The sequence below is a fragment of the Pseudoalteromonas sp. 1_2015MBL_MicDiv genome (genome assembly GCF_002407505.1).
Taxonomy (GTDB): Bacteria; Pseudomonadota; Gammaproteobacteria; order Enterobacterales; family Alteromonadaceae; genus Pseudoalteromonas; species Pseudoalteromonas fuliginea.
The window spans coordinates 3,778,485-3,797,589 of record NZ_CP012737.1; the positions used below are offsets into that span (position 1 = coordinate 3,778,485).

Genomic DNA, 19,105 nt, shown 5'->3' on the forward strand with positions numbered 1-19,105 from the left:
ATAGATACGCAGCTTTGCTATAATCGCGATCAAATTTTTATTAGCCGCTGGCGTCACACGTTATGATCACAAAAATCCGACTCGCTAAATATATTGCCCATGCAGGTATTTGCTCTCGTAAACAAGCATCGCGTTTAATTGATGAAGGTGTTGTGACTGTAAATAATCGCCCAGCGAATCATATAGATCACGTTGACGAGCAAGACACGATAATAGTGAACGAAAAAGAAATTAAAGGCGCGGCCGATTTAGTTTATTTTGCGTATCACAAGCCGGTAGGCATTGACTGCAAATTAAATATTGATGACCCTGCCAGCCTTATTCACCACTTGCCTACACTTACCCGTGTTTACCCTATTGGTCGATTAGATAAAGACTCTCGTGGTTTGCTTATTTTGACCAACGATGGGGATTTTTGTAACCAACTAATACATCCTGATTTCCACCAGCCTAAACATTATTTAGTCACCGTAAATAAGCCTTTAGACGATGCTTTTTGTAGCAAAATGGCAGCAGGCGTACCCGTTGATAAACACATATCCCTGCCTTGTGAAGTAAATAAAATAGCCAGTAATCAGTTTAGTATTGTTTTAAAACAAGGGCTAAACAGGCAAATACGTAAAATGGCGCATTACTGCGGATACAAAGTTATTGATTTATATAGATCGCAATTTAGTGACCTCACCCTTTCAAAACTAAACCTACCTGAAAACCAATATATACAAATTAATAAAACCGACATTTCAAAAATCTAATACCAAGTCACTTAACTACATCTCAAAAAGTTAAAAATAAACTTGCAATTATAGATTACAGGTGTAGTCTTTAATTAAAGATTACATTTGTAGGTAATAGCATGATTGAGTTATCAAAAGCAGAGTTTGACGTGCTCGACGCACTTTGGATTAACTACCCCGCCACCGCGAGCCAAATAATTGAGCGCTTAAGCGACGATAAGCAATGGCACGAAAAAACCATTAAAACCCTGCTAGGTCGACTAGTAAAAAAAGGCGCACTTACATTTGAAAAAGAAGGTCGCCAATATATTTATACTCCCTGTATGGAGCGCGCCGACTACACCCTAAAAGAAAGCCAAAACTTTATTGAGCGATTTTTTAGTGGGCGTATTGCGCCACTTGTAAGTGGCTTTGCTAAATCGGAGCAGCTTTCTCAGCAAGATATAAACGAGCTTAAAAAAGTTATAGATGACTGGGAAAAAAACCAAAAGTAAGGGATTAACATGGTTATTCAAACTGGTTTTAATTGGTTGATTGAGCAGCAACTACTATTAAGTATTTTGTTTTGTGGATTTATTTTACTCGAGCGATTTGGTTTAAAAGCCCTTGGCTCGCGATTTGTATATAAATTAGCATGGCTATTACCTGCAGCATTGGTTATTGCTAATTTACCAAATGCGATTAAACCACTGCAAAACAGTAATATTAGTCACTACTTAATCACCCCCAACCAACCTTTTACAAACGAGGTAGGTATTAGCTGGGCGCTCATGTATGCACTTATTACCGCAGGGTTATTAATAGCTAGTTTTATTACACATACCCGTTTTGTTAAAAGCCTGCAGTTAACTGAGTTAACCCAATTTGAAGGCACTCTTACCGCTGATGTTAAAACTTACATCAGTCAACATGTAGCCACGCCAATGGTGATCGGGATTTTAAACAGTAAACTGGTGTTACCTAGTAACTATAATGCGCAATTCGATAAAGCCACATTAGCCCTTATTTTAGAGCACGAAAACGTACACATTAAACGCAAAGACAACCTAACAAACGCACTTATATTACTGCCTACTATTTTACTTTGGTTTAACCCACTAGCTTGGGCTTGTTACGCAAGCATGCGCCGACTACAAGAGCTGACTTGTGATGAACGGGTACTTGCCAATAAAACCACACAACAACACATTTTATACAGCAAAGCCTTAATAAGCTGTGCGGAAAATGCGCCCACAGGACTTATGGCTTATTCACACTACGGAGATAAAAAAACGATGTTACAACGACTTACTAATATAAAACACAGCACAGAACATTCAAAGTTTGCTAAAGGTGGCTTATTACTTGTAGCAGCAAGTATGCTAAGTGGATTGGCGATTGCAAAGCAACCAGAGGCAATGACTAAAGAGGATCACATTTCACCGACAATGCGTATTGAACCCCTTTATCCGAAACAAGCAGCTCAACAAGGCATCAGTGGCTCAGTGGTATTAAAGTACGATATAACTCCCAATGGTGAAACCGCTAATGTTTCTGTTGTTAGTGCAAAGCCTGAAGCCATATTTGACCGTGAAGCTAAAAAGGCGCTAAGACAGTGGCAATATAAACCCTCATCAATGGGTTATCAAAACGTACTTGTACAGCTCGATTTTGCAATAAACAATGAAGTTGCTAATACCGATTTAATAGAGCGAATTAAAGTATCGCACTAACTTTATTAGATTTTTCAAGACTACAAAGCAAGCGCCCTTTTAGGCTGCTTGCTTTGTGGTTTTACGCTATAAAGTTATAAGCTCACCACAATCATGGCAATGGCTGACCCCAAACCAATAAACCACATAATTGAGCGAATAATATCAAGATTTAAGTAATAAAAAACACAAAATAAAACACGTGCAATAATATGTGTCATGGCAAGGGTTTCAGTCACTGCATTTGCATTGTTAGTACCTAAAACTACCGCAAGCGCGACCGCAAAAACAGCTAGCGACTCAAAGCAATTTTGATGAGCTGCCAAAGCACGTGCTCCCAAACCGGTTAATTGAGTTTGTTGTTGTCGAGGATGTTTATTATCGTATCCGCCGAGTTTATTTAACTCAATTACGGCAGGGATTCTAGCAATGTATGGCATTAATACAGCCAATAAAGCACAAACAATTAAAATAGTCATAGTGGTATTCTGAGTTATTGTTAATTAGATAAAATAACACAACCAATGTAAAAAAGCCGCCAGATGCGTTTTATGGCAAACTCTAGCGGCTAGCAATAACATCAGGCTTACTATAACTAAATTTATCTTCAATCTTGTGCGACATAATGTCGCAGATGATGAATATTCAACATCACGGTTAATGCATCGCTTTACTTCTAAAAGCTTGTTAACTTTACTGCCTTACATTTTAACGATGACGACCATGACCTGGATATTTTTCACTTTTTTAGCCGCCTTTATGCAAGCATGGCGTAATGCCCTGCAAAGTAAATTAAGTAACGATGTGAGTGTTGCTGGCGTAACCCTCTCCCGCTTTATTATCGCAGGCCCTATTGCTGGCGTGTATTTATATGGTTTGTATCAATATCAAGATACCGCCATGCCTACGTTTAATAATGCCTTTTGGGCATTTATTGTAGGCGCAAGTGTGATGCAAATACTTGCCACTGGTTTAATGGTTAAGCTATTTAAAATGAATAATTACGCCGTAGGTGCTGGGCTTGCCAAAAGCGAGGCGTTAGTAGCTGCCATTTTAGGCGTATTATTTTTTGGCTCGGCACTTTCTTTACTCGGTTGGCTTGGTGTGTTTTTTGGCGCTATTGCCGTATTGCTACTCAGCGGCATAACAAGCGTTAAACACTTTAATGCTAAAACAGCATTACTAGGACTGGCTTGTGGTACTTGCTTTGCACTTACCTCGCTGTGGGTACGTGAAGCGAGCTTAAACTCAGGATTACTATTTCCTCACTCAGCTGCTTGGGTTTTGCTGTTTGTAATTAGCCTACAAACACTAATACTACTGGGCTATTTATTATTAAAAGAGCCGCAAACACTTAGTAAACTGTGGCAATACAAAGGCACTACAGCCGCAATTAGTGTTTTTAGTTGTGTCGGTTCTATTGGCTGGTTTAGTGCAATGAGCTTACAGCACGTTGCTTACGTTAAAACACTTGGACAGGTTGAAGTGTTTTTTACCATGCTAATTGCTGTGCTTTGGCTAAAACAACCGCTTAAAAAGCAAGACACCGCAGGCTTAATCCTCATAGCCATTGCCGCTGTTTTGGTTATGTTGCCGAATTAAGGGCATAAAAAAGCGCAGGCTTTTATACCTGCGCTGTTATAATTTTTTATAGCTTTAAGAACTGATTCTAAGAGCTGATTTTTAGGGTTATCACACCACTAATAATCATTAATACTCCCGCAATACGACCAAATGTAGCGGCATCGTTATAAAACAATATCCCCACCAAAAACGTACCTGCAGCGCCAATACCTGTCCATACGGCGTATGATGTGCCCATTGATATTTGCTTTTGCGCAAGCCACAACATAAAGCCACTAGCGACCATAAATGCCACAGCTATTGCTATACCTTGCCAGCGAGTATCATCGTTTTGCGAAATTTTTAAACCTATCGGCCAGCCAATTTCAAGTAACCCAGCAATAATTAAGTACACCCACGCCATTAAACGTCTCTCTTTTTCAAAATAACTTCGTATAAATCTTCGCGGCGATCTTTTAAGTTACGCACCGTGCCTTCGCTGTGAAGAATTTTAAGTTTATCCATATCAAGATCGCTAAATAATAGCATTTCGGTGTTTGGCGTGGCTTCGTTAAGTGTTGCATCGTGCGGGAACGAAAAGTCCGATGGCGTTAATACCGCCGATTGTGAGTACTGCACATCAAGACTTTCTACCTCTGGTAAATTACCCACCGAACCTGCAATAACCACATAACATTCGTTTTCTATTGCACGCGCTTGTGCACAGTGGCGCACACGTAAATAACTGTTTTTAGTATCAGTCCAAAATGGCACAAACAGAATATCTAACCCTTGTTTGGCCAATATGCGTGAAAGCTCAGGAAACTCTACATCGTAACAAATTTGAATACCTACACGACCGGCATCGGTATCAAACACGGCAATTTTATCGCCGCCTTGAATAACCCAATCGTTTTGCTCATGCGGGGTTATGTGTATTTTACGTTGCTCGTCTATTTTACCGCTACGATGGCATAGGTAACTTACGTTATAAATTTTATCATCTTCGGCAAGTGGCATAGAGCCGGTAATAATATTGGCGTTGTATTCTATTGCCATACGCGACATCGCGTTTTTAAACGTTTCGGTGTATTCCGCTAAATAGCGAATCGCTTCTGTTTGATTACTTTGATTTCCTAGCCCCATTAGTGGCGCATTAAAAAACTCAGGGAATAGTATAAAGTCACTTTTGTAGTCAGATACGGTATCTACAAAGTATTCAACCTGCTTTAGCATTTCTTCAACCGATTCAACACAACGCATTTGCCATTGCACAGCACCTACTCGCACGATTGATTTAGTTGACTCAAGTACCGTGTCGGTTGGCTCATACATGATGTTATTCCACTCAAGTAAAGTGGCGTAACCAACTGATTCTTGATCCTCCGGTAAATACTTTTTAAGTAAGCGTTTTACCTGAAAATCGTTAGATAACTGAAAGCTCAAAATAGGATCGTATAATTCTTTTTGATCTACTTTTGCAATGTATTCCATTGGCGTCATTTCACTGCTGTGATTGTAATAACGCGGAATGCGCCCACCGGCTAAAATAGCGCGTAAGTTATATTGGCGGCACAATTCTTTACGGGCATCATAAAGGCGACGACCTAAACGCATGCCTCTGTGACTTTCGCTAATAGCAACATCTAAGCCGTATAGCGCATCGCCGTCGGTATCGCTAAATACACGGTCGTGACCGTCTGCAATGTCTTCGTATGTATGCGGGTTTGAAAAACGCGTGTAATCAACCTGCACGCTTAATGCTAAGCCCACCAGCACGCCGTCATCCACAATACCTATTTGCCCTTCAGGAAATTGGTCTATTAATCTAAAAATGGTATGACTTGGCCACGCACCGCCTAAGTCGGGATACGCTTGATCCATCAAGGTTTTAATTTGCGGATATTGCTCTCTGGTTAAGTTACAAATTTCAAGATGGGTTTTTTCTGCCGACATACACAACTCCTTTGGGCATAAGAAAATAAAAGCCGAATGTACGTTAAAGTACACTCAGCTTTGTATCATGTTTTTTACGTTACGCGTACTACTTTAAGCTACGATAAAAAAGTGTGGTTACTTTCTCTTTTGGTAACCAGCCTGCGTATTCAAGATTCAGCTCAGCCAATGGATCGGCTTTAAGTACTTGCTCTAAGCTTGCATTATTTTGCATTGCTTTTAGCATTACGTCTTTCGCGTTTTGAACTAGCTTACCATACGCTATGAGTCCTGAACGGTCACTTACCTTGCCGTGTCCTGGTATTACTTTAGTGTTGTCGTCAATTTGATTAACTACATCGTTTACTGCCGCTAAAATACCATCAACGCTGCCGCCGCTATCTACATCAACAAACGGTAAGCTGCCAAAATTAAAGTAAATGTCGCCCATGTGCACTATGTTGTCGTTACTAAAAAAGATAACCGAATCGCCATCGGTGTGTGCATGTTCGTAATGCACTACATGGGCGTGTTCGTTATTAAAATGTAGTTTTAAATCGTGACCAAAGCTAATGCGGGGTAAAAAATCGGACCCTTCTCCATGCTTTTCTTTTAAGCGTTTATGTACGTTGTCGTGCGCTATAACGTGCGCGCCCGCTTTAGCAAAGTTCTCGTTGCCACCGGTATGATCGCCATGATGGTGCGTATTAATAACAAACTCTGCGCTACCTGGTTTTAAATCGCTAATGGTTCTTTTGATGTCGTCTGATAACTTGGCAAACTGATCATCAATAATATATATGCCATCATCGCCTACACTTGCTGCAATATTACCGCCTTGCCCAAATAGTACGTATACATGGTCACTTAATTTTTGTGCTGTTACTGGACCTTCATCTGCTTGCACTGCTGTACTTAGTAATAAACCTGTTATTAATGCGGGTAATATTTTTTTCATTTTAGTTCTCTGTTGTTTTATTAGTAATTATATAGAACGTGTTTAGCTATACTTTAGTTCATTGCGCAGGCTCTATTACTATTTGATGTATTAATTCTTGCGGCAATAAAGGTGTATGTTTGCCCTCAACGTAATCACTAAAACCCGCTCTATAAAATTCAGATAATGGATGCCCCGATTGCCCACCAGGAATAGCCATAATTGCATGCTCTAAATGCCCAGGTTGAGCAATAAAGCGTTGCGATGCGCCAAAACTACGCCCTTGTACAGCAGGCATGTAACTATCACCAAAACCCGTAGCTGTGGGCATATTTAATAACTTAGCAAGTAACGGCATTTGCTTTGCAAACGGATGCTCTATCACTAACTCATTGACCTTGCCCCACTGCCAGCTTTGTACATTATTACCAAATTGCTCAGTAAGCTTAGTGATAGTTTGGTTAAATGCACCGTGTAATTGTGCATCCCAGCTTTTAAATTGCGGGTTTATCCACGTATCGGGTTTGTTATTAATAAGCTGCCAAACTGCGGGCTCTAAATCTCGTTTTAAGTATTTAAGTGTGCCTTGTTGTTTATTTAATTGGCTTTCAATATTACTAAATAAAATATTAATCACTTCATCGCGGTAGCGCTTAACTAAGGTATACCCTATGGAGGTTGAACACGCACATTGCTGCCAATTTTCGAGCGCTGTTATATATTGCTGATTTTTGGTTTGATCTGTTTTTAATTGCTTTAATAGCAAAGCATGCCACGGCATTAAAAAGCGAGCTTGATTATCGAGCTGTAGTGCGTAAAAGTCGTTCTCTGCAAATGTTTGTTTTTCAAATAATCTATCGCGAATTTGACTCGAACGTGCACCGAGTGCATAGCCACCATTGCCAAAGCGGGCGTTATCTTCAGCCGATACCACGCGAGAGTTACCAGTCCATAATCTGCCGCTTTGTGGGTTTTTAATAAAGGGACGTTCTAATTCGATTTGCTGCCAAAGCACTGAATAGTCATCGGCATTTACGCCAAGCTCACTTGGCGTTTTACGCGCCGGTATACCGCCCATGTTTTTCCACGCTGCGTTACCTTGACTATCTACCACCATTAGATTTTGCACAGGTATTCCCACATCGCTTGCTACGCCAAGTGCATCATCTACTGTTTTGGCTTGCTCTAACTTTAAGAGTTGCATATTAACGGCGTAAGGCTGATGTGCAGCCCAGCTCAATGCATAAGGTTTTTCGTTAATGTATTTTACAGGGCCATATTCGCTGAGTATTAATGGGTAGTTTTCAACCTCCCCATCGGGTAATACAATAGGTTCATCTACTTGCCATGTTTTACTGTCATCGTTTAATGCAATCCAATCGGCTGTATCTAAATAACCGTTAGTAAACCCCCATGCAATATTATTGTTAGTGCCCACTACAATAGCAGGCGCTCCGGGCAGCGATACACCGGTTACCTGAGTTTGCTCACCATTTTGTATATAATTTAATTGCGCTCTGTACCAAATTACAGGCACTGCCATCGATAAATGCATATCATCCGACACCATACCAGCACCTGTTTTAGTCAGCGTTCCCGTAACTGCCCAGTTATTACTGCCGCGCTCTTGGTTGGCTTCAATACTTTTAACTGTATGTTGTGTTTGAGTGGGCAAAGTAGGTATGCCGGCGTTATAAGGCGCTAATTTACTGCCATCAAGTGCGGCTTGGTACTTACTCGGTTGCGTTAAAAAATCAACCATTTGCTTTGTGTACGCTTGCTCAATTTGAATAAGTGCTTGGTCGCGTTCAAATGTGGCGCTTTGTAAATCAAGGTACATGCTAAATATCACAAGTAGGCTGTCTTCACTTTGCCATGGCTTTTGTGCTGCACCTGTTAGTAAATATTCAAAGCTTGAATACCCTACTTGCGCTAAACCTTCGTTTACACCTTGAGCGTAACTTTTAAGTAATTGCTTATCGGTCTCAGGCAGCGTTTGTAAAATAATTTGGCTGCGTTTGCGTAATTGATGAAAACGCATTTTTTTGTCGAGCCCCAGCGCCGCTTCACCAAATAATTCACTTAGCTCGCCTGCGGCATTACGCCTTAATAAATCCATTTGAAAAAAGCGGTCTTGCCCATGCGCATAACCTAAACCATAGGCGGCGTCGTTTCGGCTATTGGCGTTTATTACTGCTTGCCCTAATACATCGCGCGAAATTTTTACAGGCTCTACTACCGCGTTACTACGCCCGCTTCCGTCAAGAGCCGGTAAACTTAAACTAAGTACGCCATAAACAACGGCGGTACTCGCCAACCCTAAAATAACAGTCAATAACAGTAACCATTTGATTAATTTAAACATCGGCCTTTCCTTTGATAATTTTCACCAAGCGTTGAGAGCATATAATAACCACAGTTTTATTAAATAATAATGTTCTTGCTCGCAAAGGGTGAAATAAACATCAAAATCCACGATAATGTCAGCTCCACACATCGTGCAGAACTAGTTGAGATCAATATGACTGAAAAAACATTTATCAAAGGTAAAGACCGCGACCTAGAATCGTCAATCTCTACCATGCAAAACAAGCTTAAAGCCCTAAACATTAATGTTGAAGAAGCGCTTTGGCTTAACCCTGTAGCTAACTGTTATTCGGTTCATATAAAAGACAGTGACTGCGGTGTTATGTTTACCAATGGTAAAGGCGCAACCGACAAAGCCTCTATTGCCTCAGCACTTGGTGAATACTTTGAGCGTTTAAGCTGTAACTACTTTTTTGCAGACTTTTACCTAGGTGAAGAATTTGCTAATGGCGAATTTACTCATTACCCAAGTGAAAAATGGTTTAAAGTTGAAGGCGATGAAGTACCACAAGGTATTATGGATGAAAGCTTATGGGATTACTTTGACCCAGAGCGCGAACTTAACGCATCACACCTTTTTGATTTTAACTCAGGCAATATCGATCGTGGCATTTGTACCCTGCCCTACACTCGCCAACGCGATAACCAAGACGTATACATACCGGTAAACGTTATTGGTAATATTTTTGTATCTAACGGTATGAGCGCTGGTAACACGAAATTTGAAGCGCGCGTACAAGGTTTATCAGAAGTATTTGAACGCGCGATTAAAAACCGCATCATCGCCGAAGGTATTTGTTTACCAATCGTGCCTGAAGACGTTGTTAAGCAATACCCTAAAATTCACGAAGCGTGTGAAGAGCTTCGCAGCCATGGCTTTCATTTACGCATTGCCGATGCATCGCTTGGGGGTAAATACCCTGTAATGAGCGTAACGCTTATTAACCCAACAGATGGCTCTGTATTTGCTTCGTTTGGTGCTCACCCATCATTTGAAGTTGCGCTTGAGCGTACCGTTACCGAGTTACTACAAGGTCGTCGTCTTGATCAGCTAGATGTATTCCAACCTGCAACATTTGATAACGATGAAGTAGCAACACCAGAGAACATTGAACTGCACTTTATTGATTCAAGCGGTTTGATTTCGCATGATTTCTTCCGTGCAAAACCTGACTTTGAATTTGTCCATTGGGACTTTAGCGGCACAACAGAGCAAGAATATAACTTCTGTACTGACCTAATTCACAGCATGGATCATGATATCTACATCATGGATTACACGCATCTAAACGTATACGCATGTCGTATTTTAGTACCGGGCATGTCAGACATTTACCCTGTTGATGAGCTTATTTGGCGCAACAACAACGAAGGCGCGAAATTCCGCGAAACATTCCTATCGCTTGATCAGTACGATGCAGAGCAATGGATGGACATTTACGACAGCCTTGAAGAAGCAGGCCACAGCGATATTATCCGCGCCGCAGAATTTATTGGCCTTGCAACCGATGCCAACACACCATGGCACACGCTGCGCATTGGTGAGCTTAAAGCACACCTATGTTTAGCTGCAGGCAGCGAAGAAGCCATTGATTGGGTTGACTGGATACTTCATACAGGCCAAGTAAACGAAGAGGCAATGCGCCACTTCCGCTGTTTAAAAGCGATTCTTGAAATTAAATACGATGACGAGCGCGAATACGCAGATTACCAAGATGCACTAGGCTTAATGTTTGGTGCTAATAATGTAGCCCTGGCTATAGAAATTGCCGAAGGTGAAAAGCAGTTTAACGGTTTAACTTTTCCTGGTTTATCGCTTGAAGGCTTTAAAAAGCATGCGGCGCTACTTGATGGTTACCGCAAGCTACATGTAGCAAAGCAAAATCATTGGGCACGTGAAGTTAGCGATTCGTAACTCGCTAAACTACTAATTATAAAAAATAAACGGCGTATTTAAGGGCATGTTGACCTTTCAGGATTAATTTTTTAACCTCGAAAGACCAACAGGCTCTAGCGCTGTTTTCATTTTCGTAATAAATTAGCTATAGTTAATTTGCCTTAATTAACGCCAACATGCAGCTAATGCCACCATCGATTAATAATAAAAAAACGAATGTTCATAACTTTAAGCTGACCTTTTGGCTATCGCTTACATTAACTGTATTGGTTTGTGTGGTACTTGAGCGTATTAACTATAATCGAGCAAAAGACGCCCATCGATTGCAAATCCTCTCCGAAGTAAGCACCTATCGCGCCCAGCTTGAATCGACTTTAGTTTCTAATATCCAACTAGTGCGTGGCTTAGGTGTTGCTGTAGCCGTAGAGCCAAACTTAGAGCAAGAACGCTTTGCACAGATTGCCGCCCCTCTTTTCAATACCTCAAAAGAACTGCGTAATATTGGCGGCGCCCCAAATATGGTTATTCAAATGACTTATCCTTTAAAAGGAAATGAAAAAGCGATAGGTCTTAATTTTTTAAATAACAAAAATCAACGTGCAGATGCAATTAGAGCCCGCGACACAAACACGATCATCATGGCTGGGCCACTCACTTTAGTGCAAGGAGGTGAGGCATTAATAGCCAGAGTCCCTGTATACACCCCTCCTAAAAATGAATTTTGGGGTTTGTTATCAGTTGTGCTCGATATTCAAAAAATTTATACCAACTCTGGAATCTATGAACTTGAAAAGGAGTATCTCGTTGCCATACAAGGTCGCAATGGTTTAGGTAAAAAGGGGGAGTTTTTTTATGGGAACTCAAATATTATTGAACAAAACCCTCTTGAATTCACTTTGAACTTCCAAGGTGGAAGTTGGCAACTATACGTTACCCCAAAGCTCGGTTGGAATCCGCCTCATTCAGCTATTTGGCCATTGCGTTTCGCTATTATTATTATTTGTGGATTACTGACTTGGGCGTTTTTATTCTTTTTAAAAATGCTTAATCGCCAACAACAAAACGAGAAAATGCTCGAAACAATGAGTGATTTAGCACAAATCGGCGCATGGTCATTTAATTTAGAAACTCAGCAAGTGTATTGGTCAGATATGACCAAAAAAATATTCAAATACCCATTAAATACCCAACCTAAGTGGCCAATAGATTTGAGCTACTTTAAAAAAGGCACGAGCAGAGAAACCATTAAACCTTTGATTGAACGTGCTATAAAACACGGCGAAAAATACGAAGTTGAGCTGGAGGTAATGAATGCAGAAGGAGAGTCAATTTGGGTGCTTGTGCATGGTGAGGCAGAGCAAAAAAAAGGACGATGTGTAAGAATTTTTGGATCATTGCAGAATATAGATACCCGAAAAAAAGTTGAATTAGAAAGTAGCTCTATAGCGTTGCATAACGAAATTTTAGCCTCGCTTACTATAAATAAATTAATTTTAAACGGCCAGCTAAGCCAATCCAAGGACATAATTACACAATCTATTTGCCAAGCATTTCAAATTGAGCGCGCCAGCATACGGTTTTTTGATAAAGGCAAAAGCCAACTAATTCCATTTGCCGTGCACAGTGAATTGAACTCAGCAGATAAAATAGAGTTACTTTGGCTTAGGAAAAACCTCCCGGACTTTTTTAATACTATTGACCATCAAGCTGTATTTAATGCTTCTGATGTTTTACAAAATTCAACCTTGGCGCCCCTCTCCACACATTATTCATTGCCGTTAGAGATCAAATCTATGCTGTGTGTAATTATACCTGCAGGCAGTGGTGTATTGGGTATTATTTGTGCTGAGCAATGTAGAATTAAACGTAATTGGACTAAAAATGAGGAAAGTTTTTTAATCGCTGTCGCCGCATTGATAGGTAGCCTACATTCTAGCCAGCAACGTATTGAAACTGAACAAGAGCTAGTAACGGCTAAAGAAACAGCAGAACAAGCAGTTGCCGCAAAAAGTGAGTTTTTAGCGAGTATGAGTCACGAAATTCGCACCCCAATGAACGGCGTGCTCGGAATGTTAAATATAATAAAGCAAACAAAATTAGATCAACAACAAGAACACCATATAGAGTTAGCCCAATCTTCTGCTCAATCATTACTTAATATAATTAATGACATTTTAGACTTTTCAAAAATAGAAGCCGGTAAACTCGATATCGACAATGTACAATTTAACTTACCTAAATTATTAGGTGAGGTGGTTGAATCGTTCGCCTTAAAAGTAGAGCAAAACAATACCAAGCTTATTTTAGATGCCACTCAAATTACAGTCAGCGAAATAATTAGCGACCCAAACAGGCTACGTCAAATTTTAAATAACTTGATCGGTAACGCTGTTAAATTCACCTTAAATGGTGAAGTAATAATTGTGGCAAAAATAAATGACACAACCAACGGTTCATTTTTACAATGCTCTATTATTGATACTGGTATTGGTATCGACTTTAAAAAACAAGCGACATTGTTTAACTCCTTTACACAGGCAGATGCCTCAACAACGCGTCAGTTTGGTGGTACAGGATTAGGCCTTGCAATAGTAAAACAGCTTTGTGAACTCATGAACGGAGAGGTTAGTGTAACCAGCGTGAAAGGCCAAGGCAGCACTTTTTCTTTCACAATAAAGATACAACCTCGACTCAGTAAAGAGCAAGATCTACCGAGTCATTTAATTAAAGATAAGCATATTTTAATAATTGATGAATGCAGCTTAAATGCTAATACAGCAAGTAAGCAGCTCTCTGTTTGGGGCGCTAGTGTAGATTGCATCAATGACTATCAACAAATATTGAATTACTCACATAATGAGGTTCAAAATACTGATGCCATTTTAATTGATTACTACTTTTTTGAAAAAGCGTCGCCAGAATGCATTACTGCTCTAAAAAGATTTATAAATATACAAGGCTGTAAATTAGTAATAATGGCACCTATGAGCTACTCAAAAGAGGAATCAAAGCTAGCGATAAAGATTGATTGTATGATTTTCAAACCGCTAACGCCTTCTGATTTATTTGATTCACTCACTAATGATCAGTTTATAGAACTACAACAAAAGCAAGCTCAGTTGCAAAACAAACTCACAAAAATGGTCGCCACTAACTTTTCTCAACCACAAATTTTATTAGTGGAAGATAATAAAGTAAACCAAGTAGTCGCCTCAGCGTTATTAAAACAGGCTGGAGTGAGCTTTGATATTGCACAAAATGGGTTTGAGGCAATTGTTAAGCTCAATACAAAGCAAGGCGAGCCTTATGAGCTTATTTTAATGGACTGCCAGATGCCAGAAATGGACGGTTATCAGGCAACACAAGCGATAAGAAAAGGCGATGCAGGTAAGTATAATAAAAATATTACTATAATAGCCTTAACCGCAAATGCTATGCAGGGCGATAAAGATAAATGCCTTGCCGCTGGAATGGACGACTATTTGAGTAAACCTCTCGATCTAGCCGCTTTACAACCTAAACTTAGCCAATGGCTTGATACCCAATAAAAGTGTAAGCTAATAAAATACGCTTACTAATTTGAGATTATTTATGCAGTTATCAGCAAATCAACAACGTGTTATTGGTTGCTTACTAGAAAAGCAAAGTACGACGCCAGAGCATTATCCGCTATCGTTAAATGGCCTTACAAATGCATGTAATCAAAAGTCTAATCGCGATCCTGTTGTAAATTTCACTGAAAACGACGTACAAAATATACTTGATGAACTAATCGAACTGCGTTTGGTTACAATAGACGAAGGCCTTTCTGGTCGCGTAAATAAATACGACCATCGTTTTTGTAATACTGAATTTAGTAATTTACAATTTTCACAGCAACAGCGCGCTATTGTTTGTTTACTGCTATTACGCGGCGCACAGACACCAGGAGAGCTGAGAACTCGAAGTACTCGACTTGCTGAGTTTAATAATGTAAACGAAGTAGAGAGTGCACTAAATGAGCTTATTGAAAATGATTACGTAATAAAGTTAGAACGAGAACCTGGTAAGCGAGAAAGTCGCTATATACATCAGCTCGCAGACCAGCAAACTAACTTAACAAATAATACTCATGAGCCAAAAGTTAATGCACTTAAAAATAGTGAGTTAGACGAACTACTCGCAGAAGTTGAGCAACTAAAAACAGAACTACGTCAGATTAAAGCCCATTTAGGGCTTTAATTATTAAACGCTTAATCACATAATAAGTTTATATAAGACTATAGGAGCTGGCCATGCGCGCCGAAATTATGGCTGAAATGAAAGTTCAGCCAACAATTGATATAAACGCAGAAATAATCCGTCGAGTTAATTTTATAAAAGCACGCTTAGTGGCAGCTTACTCAAGGTCGTTAGTGCTCGGTATAAGTGGTGGCGTTGACTCATCAACTTGTGGACGTTTGTGCCAATTAGCAGTCAACCAGCTAAATGAAGAGCTAGACACTGATAAGTATCAATTTATTGCTGTTCGCTTGCCTTATGGCGTACAAGCCGATGAAGACGAAGCCCAAATGGCGGTTGATTTTATTCAGCCAAGTAAACGTATGACCGTTAACGTACAACCGGCAGCCGATGCACTGCATGAGCAAGCGCTTGCAGCTATAGTTGGTAGCGGCGAAGCCCTTCCTGAGCAAGCTCAGATAGATTTTATTAAAGGCAACGTTAAAGCACGCCAACGTATGGTTGCTCAGTATGAAATTGCAGGTTTTTGCCAAGGTTTAGTCGTAGGTACTGACCATAGTGCTGAAAACATTACTGGTTTTTATACCAAATTTGGTGATGGTGCATGCGATTTAGCGCCGCTTTTTGGTTTATCAAAACGCCAAGTTCGTGCGCTTGCAACTGCACTAGGTGCGCCAGCTTTATTAGTAGATAAAGCACCTACAGCTGATTTAGAAAGTGACCGCCCAGGCTTAACAGATGAAGAAGCACTTGGTTTAAGCTATGAGCAAATTGATGACTTTTTAGAAGGTAAACCTGTGTCTAATGATGTTGAACAAAAGCTTGTGAGTATTTACACGCGTACACAACATAAGCGCCAACCAATTCCGACAATTTACGATTAATGTTTTAGTAAATAAAATAAAGCAATTAATACCATTAATGATTAATTGCTTTTTTGATCGACAGATCAAGAGACTGCGTATATTTTACTAAATTAACACGCTAATATTTATTAATTACCCGCCAAAGAGAACACTGCATTATATGACATCGCCCATTTTAATTACCGGCGCAGGCCAACGTATTGGTTTAGCGCTAGCTCAGCATTATATAGCCCAAGGGCAGGCTGTTATTATTACGTATCGTACTCGTCACGGCGCTGTTGATAAATTAGAGCAACAAGGCGCTGTATGTATTTATGCTGACTTTAGTACCGATGACGGTATTAGTGCATTTATAAATACGCTTAATATGCATACAACATCGCTGCGCGCTATTGTACATAACGCATCAAGCTGGGACTGCGAAGCTAACAACCCTGACTTCGCAGCACTGTTTGATAATATGATGCGTATACATGCCAAAACACCGTATTTAATTAATTTAATGTGCGCAGAGCTGCTTTTAAAACATCAGCAAAATGAAAAAGTACCTGCCGATATAATTCACCTCACTGATTATGTAGTTGAAACAGGCAGCCCTAAACATTTAGCTTACGCAGCAAGTAAAGCAGCACTCGACAACCTAACTAAATCGTTTAGCGCTAAATATGCGCCAAACATAAAAGTGAACTCGGTTGCTCCATCGCTCATTATTTTTAATGAACATGACGATGAACAATATCGAGCTAAGACCCTTAAAAAATCATTAATGGGCATTGAACCCGGATGCCAAGAAATTATCAATAGCATTGATTTACTATTACAAAGCCAATACATCACAGGGCGCTCTTTGCCTGTAGATGGCGGTCGTCATTTAAAGTAAATAAGCTAAATAAACTGAGATATTTATGCATAATGAATTAAAAGAAAGTTACCAAAAAATCATCACCGCAGTAGGCGAAGATGCTAACCGCGAAGGCTTACTTGATACGCCAAAACGTGCTGCAAAAGCAATGGAATATTTAACGCAGGGGTATCGTCAAACACTTGATGAAATAACTAATAAAGCGGTATTTACGTCTGATGCTGACGACATGGTGTTAGTGCAAGACATAGAGCTTTACTCTATGTGTGAACATCATTTACTGCCTTTTATTGGCCGCTGCCATATTGCTTATATACCAAACGGTAAAGTATTAGGCTTGTCTAAATTTGCCCGTATTGTTGATATGTTTTCACGCCGTTTTCAAATTCAAGAACAGCTAACGCATCAAATCGCTAAAGCAGTTGAAGAAGTGACAGGCGCTAAGGGCGTAGGCGTTATTGTTGAGGCAAAACACATGTGTATGATGATGCGTGGTGTAGAAAAGCAAAATTCAAGCATGCGTACATCAGTAATGTTAGGTAACTTTAGAAGCGATCCTAAAACGCGTAACGAATTTTTGCAGCTTATAAAAGGTTAACCTATGGCTAATGCAATTATTAACGTTACTAATTTGCGACTGCGTACATTTATTGGCTTTAACCCCGATGAGCGTGAAAAAAAGCAAGACGTAGTGATCAATCTGGAGATTCACTACCCTGCTGATGATGCCTGTAAAACGGATGAAGTAGACCAAGCACTAAATTATAAAGTGATCACCAAAGAAGTGATTAGTTTAGTAGAACAAGGGCACTTTTTACTGCTCGAAAAATTAGTTGCTGAAATTCTTGCGGTTTGTCACTCGCACCCAAGTGTTCATTACGCTAAAGCACGTGTTGATAAACCGCATGCACTGCGTTTTGCCGACTCAGTGTCGTTAACACTTGATTGGGCGAAATAACTTTTGTATCTAAATGAGTTTTTCGAATCCAACGGCAAGGGCGATAACCGCTAAATAGCGCGCGCCTTTGCCTAGCATTACTAGCAACAAAAAAGTACTAAACCGTACTTTAAATATGCCTCCAATTACTGTTAATGGATCTCCCACAACCGGTAACCAAGCAAATAACAAACTATATACACCATATTTATTAAATTGTTTTTGTGCGCTATCAAGCCCTTTTTGCGATACAGGAAACCACTTTTTATCTTTAAAACGCAGTACCTGCGTGCCTAACCAGTAATTAACGCAGCTTCCCAGTACATTTCCAAGCGTTGCTACGCACCACATAAGCCATAAATTAACTTTACCTTGGGCAATCATTCCCACCATGATTACCTCAGAAGAGCTGGGCAATAATGTGGCAGATATAAATGCGCTAATAAATAACGTGAGATAAAGCATAATGCCCTTATAACTAAACGTAAAAACCCAGCCTATAGCTGGGTTTATAATACCAATTTTATTAAAAACATGATCATTCTAGCGTATTAAATAACTCACTAACTACGTTAAAATTATTTATATAGAACAACTATGTATCATAATTTTAGCCTTGTTATTGAGCTATTTTCTCATCGCTATAATAGATCACTAATTTAATGCAATGGGTATAAAAATAAACTGTGTGTTTATTTTATCAAATTTAAACTAAACGGATAATTAAACTCTTTTCCTTCGTTAGCTTTAATACTCGCCAGTACAACCATTACAAACCCAAAAATTGCCACTAAAGGCAGTAATATTAAACCTATCACTGCAAATATTAGTACAAAACAAACGAGGTAGGCAATTGCCATAGTTATCTGAAAGTTAAGTGCTTTTTTGCCATGTACGTCAACAATAGGCATTTCATCTTTTTTAATTAACCACACAATTAATGGCCCAATTATTGAGCCAAACGGCACAATAAATCCAGCTAATGCACTTAAATGACATAGCATAGCCCACGTACGGTCATCTTTATTAACTGGTTCAACCTGTTGATTTTCTTCCATAACACTCTCCTTTTTGTTTCATGTATGTTGCCTT

The 19,105-nt window shown here is 39.7% G+C and carries 18 protein-coding genes; 11 read left to right on the forward strand and 7 right to left on the reverse strand.

Going from position 1 to position 19,105, the window contains the following annotated elements; translation table 11 throughout:
- Positions 1-62 precede the first annotated feature (62 nt).
- The 3 genes from AOR04_RS16935 to AOR04_RS16945 all read left to right on the forward strand — a co-directional run bounded on the left by AOR04_RS16935 (position 63) and on the right by AOR04_RS16945 (position 2,449).
- Positions 63-755: a pseudouridine synthase gene (locus AOR04_RS16935; RefSeq protein ID WP_096793969.1), complete on the forward strand. Its 693-nt coding sequence runs from the start codon at positions 63-65 to the stop codon at positions 753-755.
- 101 nt (positions 756-856) lie between these two features.
- Complete coding sequence (locus AOR04_RS16940) at positions 857-1,231, forward strand: BlaI/MecI/CopY family transcriptional regulator (protein WP_007377323.1); 375 nt, start codon at positions 857-859, stop codon at positions 1,229-1,231.
- A gap of 9 nt (positions 1,232-1,240) precedes the next feature.
- Positions 1,241-2,449, forward strand: a complete 1,209-nt coding sequence (locus AOR04_RS16945; RefSeq protein WP_096793970.1) for a M56 family metallopeptidase — start codon at positions 1,241-1,243, stop codon at positions 2,447-2,449.
- 74 nt (positions 2,450-2,523) lie between these two features.
- Here the strand turns inward: AOR04_RS16945 and AOR04_RS16950 are convergent, their stop codons facing one another.
- Positions 2,524-2,907 (reverse strand): MAPEG family protein, encoded by a 384-nt coding sequence (locus AOR04_RS16950; protein WP_007377321.1) that lies wholly within the window; start codon positions 2,905-2,907, stop codon positions 2,524-2,526.
- Between the two features lie 244 nt (positions 2,908-3,151).
- Here AOR04_RS16950 and AOR04_RS16955 point away from each other — a divergent pair, with 244 nt between their 5' ends.
- Positions 3,152-4,030, forward strand: coding sequence for an EamA family transporter (locus tag AOR04_RS16955; RefSeq protein WP_373462530.1), 879 nt, complete (start codon positions 3,152-3,154; stop codon positions 4,028-4,030).
- Positions 4,031-4,097: 67 nt separating this feature from the next.
- Here AOR04_RS16955 and AOR04_RS16960 read toward each other — a convergent pair whose 3' ends face one another.
- The 4 genes from AOR04_RS16960 to AOR04_RS16975 all read right to left on the reverse strand — a co-directional run bounded on the left by AOR04_RS16960 (position 4,098) and on the right by AOR04_RS16975 (position 9,228).
- Positions 4,098-4,415: a DMT family transporter gene (locus AOR04_RS16960; RefSeq protein ID WP_007377319.1), complete on the reverse strand. Its 318-nt coding sequence runs from the start codon at positions 4,413-4,415 to the stop codon at positions 4,098-4,100.
- Positions 4,415-5,947, reverse strand: a complete 1,533-nt coding sequence (locus tag AOR04_RS16965) for a bifunctional GNAT family N-acetyltransferase/carbon-nitrogen hydrolase family protein (protein WP_096793972.1) — start codon at positions 5,945-5,947, stop codon at positions 4,415-4,417. The genes AOR04_RS16960 and AOR04_RS16965 overlap by 1 nt, the downstream gene beginning before the upstream one ends.
- A gap of 88 nt (positions 5,948-6,035) precedes the next feature.
- Complete coding sequence (locus AOR04_RS16970) at positions 6,036-6,884, reverse strand: MBL fold metallo-hydrolase (RefSeq protein ID WP_096793973.1); 849 nt, start codon at positions 6,882-6,884, stop codon at positions 6,036-6,038.
- A 58-nt stretch (positions 6,885-6,942) separates the two neighbouring features.
- Positions 6,943-9,228 carry a penicillin acylase family protein gene (locus AOR04_RS16975; protein WP_096793974.1) on the reverse strand — a complete coding sequence of 762 codons (2,286 nt, stop codon included), beginning with the start codon at positions 9,226-9,228 and terminating at the stop codon, positions 6,943-6,945.
- A gap of 156 nt (positions 9,229-9,384) precedes the next feature.
- On the opposite strand from AOR04_RS16975, the gene ycaO reads away from it, so the two are divergent.
- From ycaO to folX, 7 genes are all read left to right on the forward strand, one after another.
- Positions 9,385-11,145, forward strand: coding sequence for a 30S ribosomal protein S12 methylthiotransferase accessory factor YcaO (gene ycaO / locus AOR04_RS16980; RefSeq protein WP_096793975.1), 1,761 nt, complete (start codon positions 9,385-9,387; stop codon positions 11,143-11,145).
- Positions 11,146-11,312: 167 nt separating this feature from the next.
- Entirely contained in the window at positions 11,313-14,675 is a 3,363-nt protein-coding gene (locus AOR04_RS16985) for an ATP-binding protein (RefSeq protein ID WP_096794155.1), read from the forward strand.
- 43 nt (positions 14,676-14,718) lie between these two features.
- The gene (locus AOR04_RS16990; protein WP_007377313.1) at positions 14,719-15,348 is read left to right on the forward strand and encodes a YceH family protein; all 630 of its coding nucleotides are present in this window, start codon (positions 14,719-14,721) and stop codon (positions 15,346-15,348) included.
- A 53-nt stretch (positions 15,349-15,401) separates the two neighbouring features.
- Positions 15,402-16,232: an ammonia-dependent NAD(+) synthetase gene (gene nadE, locus AOR04_RS16995; protein ID WP_096793976.1), complete on the forward strand. Its 831-nt coding sequence runs from the start codon at positions 15,402-15,404 to the stop codon at positions 16,230-16,232.
- A 142-nt stretch (positions 16,233-16,374) separates the two neighbouring features.
- Entirely contained in the window at positions 16,375-17,094 is a 720-nt protein-coding gene (folM, locus tag AOR04_RS17000; protein WP_007377311.1) for a dihydromonapterin reductase, read from the forward strand.
- A 25-nt stretch (positions 17,095-17,119) separates the two neighbouring features.
- A complete protein-coding gene (gene folE, locus AOR04_RS17005) occupies positions 17,120-17,674 on the forward strand; it encodes a GTP cyclohydrolase I FolE (protein WP_007377310.1) in 555 nt (184 codons plus the stop codon).
- 3 nt (positions 17,675-17,677) lie between these two features.
- Entirely contained in the window at positions 17,678-18,034 is a 357-nt protein-coding gene (folX, locus tag AOR04_RS17010; protein ID WP_007377309.1) for a dihydroneopterin triphosphate 2'-epimerase, read from the forward strand.
- Positions 18,035-18,043: 9 nt separating this feature from the next.
- On the opposite strand, the gene AOR04_RS17015 is transcribed toward folX, so the two are convergent.
- Positions 18,044-18,478, reverse strand: a complete 435-nt coding sequence (locus tag AOR04_RS17015; protein ID WP_033015687.1) for a YqaA family protein — start codon at positions 18,476-18,478, stop codon at positions 18,044-18,046.
- A 227-nt stretch (positions 18,479-18,705) separates the two neighbouring features.
- Positions 18,706-19,071, reverse strand: a complete 366-nt coding sequence (locus AOR04_RS17020; protein WP_008136117.1) for a DUF4870 domain-containing protein — start codon at positions 19,069-19,071, stop codon at positions 18,706-18,708.
- Positions 19,072-19,105 lie beyond the last annotated feature (34 nt).

Coding starts and splice junctions, on each gene's coding strand:
- AOR04_RS16935 (WP_096793969.1), top strand. CDS start 63: ATGATCACAAAAATCCGACTCGCTAAATATATTGCCCATGCAGGTATT.
- AOR04_RS16940 (WP_007377323.1), top strand. CDS start 857: ATGATTGAGTTATCAAAAGCAGAGTTTGACGTGCTCGACGCACTTTGG.
- AOR04_RS16945 (WP_096793970.1), top strand. CDS start 1,241: ATGGTTATTCAAACTGGTTTTAATTGGTTGATTGAGCAGCAACTACTA.
- AOR04_RS16950 (WP_007377321.1), bottom strand. CDS start 2,907: ATGACTATTTTAATTGTTTGTGCTTTATTGGCTGTATTAATGCCATAC.
- AOR04_RS16955 (WP_373462530.1), top strand. CDS start 3,152: ATGACCTGGATATTTTTCACTTTTTTAGCCGCCTTTATGCAAGCATGG.
- AOR04_RS16960 (WP_007377319.1), bottom strand. CDS start 4,415: ATGGCGTGGGTGTACTTAATTATTGCTGGGTTACTTGAAATTGGCTGG.
- AOR04_RS16965 (WP_096793972.1), bottom strand. CDS start 5,947: ATGTCGGCAGAAAAAACCCATCTTGAAATTTGTAACTTAACCAGAGAG.
- AOR04_RS16970 (WP_096793973.1), bottom strand. CDS start 6,884: ATGAAAAAAATATTACCCGCATTAATAACAGGTTTATTACTAAGTACA.
- AOR04_RS16975 (WP_096793974.1), bottom strand. CDS start 9,228: ATGTTTAAATTAATCAAATGGTTACTGTTATTGACTGTTATTTTAGGG.
- ycaO (WP_096793975.1), top strand. CDS start 9,385: ATGACTGAAAAAACATTTATCAAAGGTAAAGACCGCGACCTAGAATCG.
- AOR04_RS16985 (WP_096794155.1), top strand. CDS start 11,313: ATGCCACCATCGATTAATAATAAAAAAACGAATGTTCATAACTTTAAG.
- AOR04_RS16990 (WP_007377313.1), top strand. CDS start 14,719: ATGCAGTTATCAGCAAATCAACAACGTGTTATTGGTTGCTTACTAGAA.
- nadE (WP_096793976.1), top strand. CDS start 15,402: ATGCGCGCCGAAATTATGGCTGAAATGAAAGTTCAGCCAACAATTGAT.
- folM (WP_007377311.1), top strand. CDS start 16,375: ATGACATCGCCCATTTTAATTACCGGCGCAGGCCAACGTATTGGTTTA.
- folE (WP_007377310.1), top strand. CDS start 17,120: ATGCATAATGAATTAAAAGAAAGTTACCAAAAAATCATCACCGCAGTA.
- folX (WP_007377309.1), top strand. CDS start 17,678: ATGGCTAATGCAATTATTAACGTTACTAATTTGCGACTGCGTACATTT.
- AOR04_RS17015 (WP_033015687.1), bottom strand. CDS start 18,478: ATGCTTTATCTCACGTTATTTATTAGCGCATTTATATCTGCCACATTA.
- AOR04_RS17020 (WP_008136117.1), bottom strand. CDS start 19,071: ATGGAAGAAAATCAACAGGTTGAACCAGTTAATAAAGATGACCGTACG.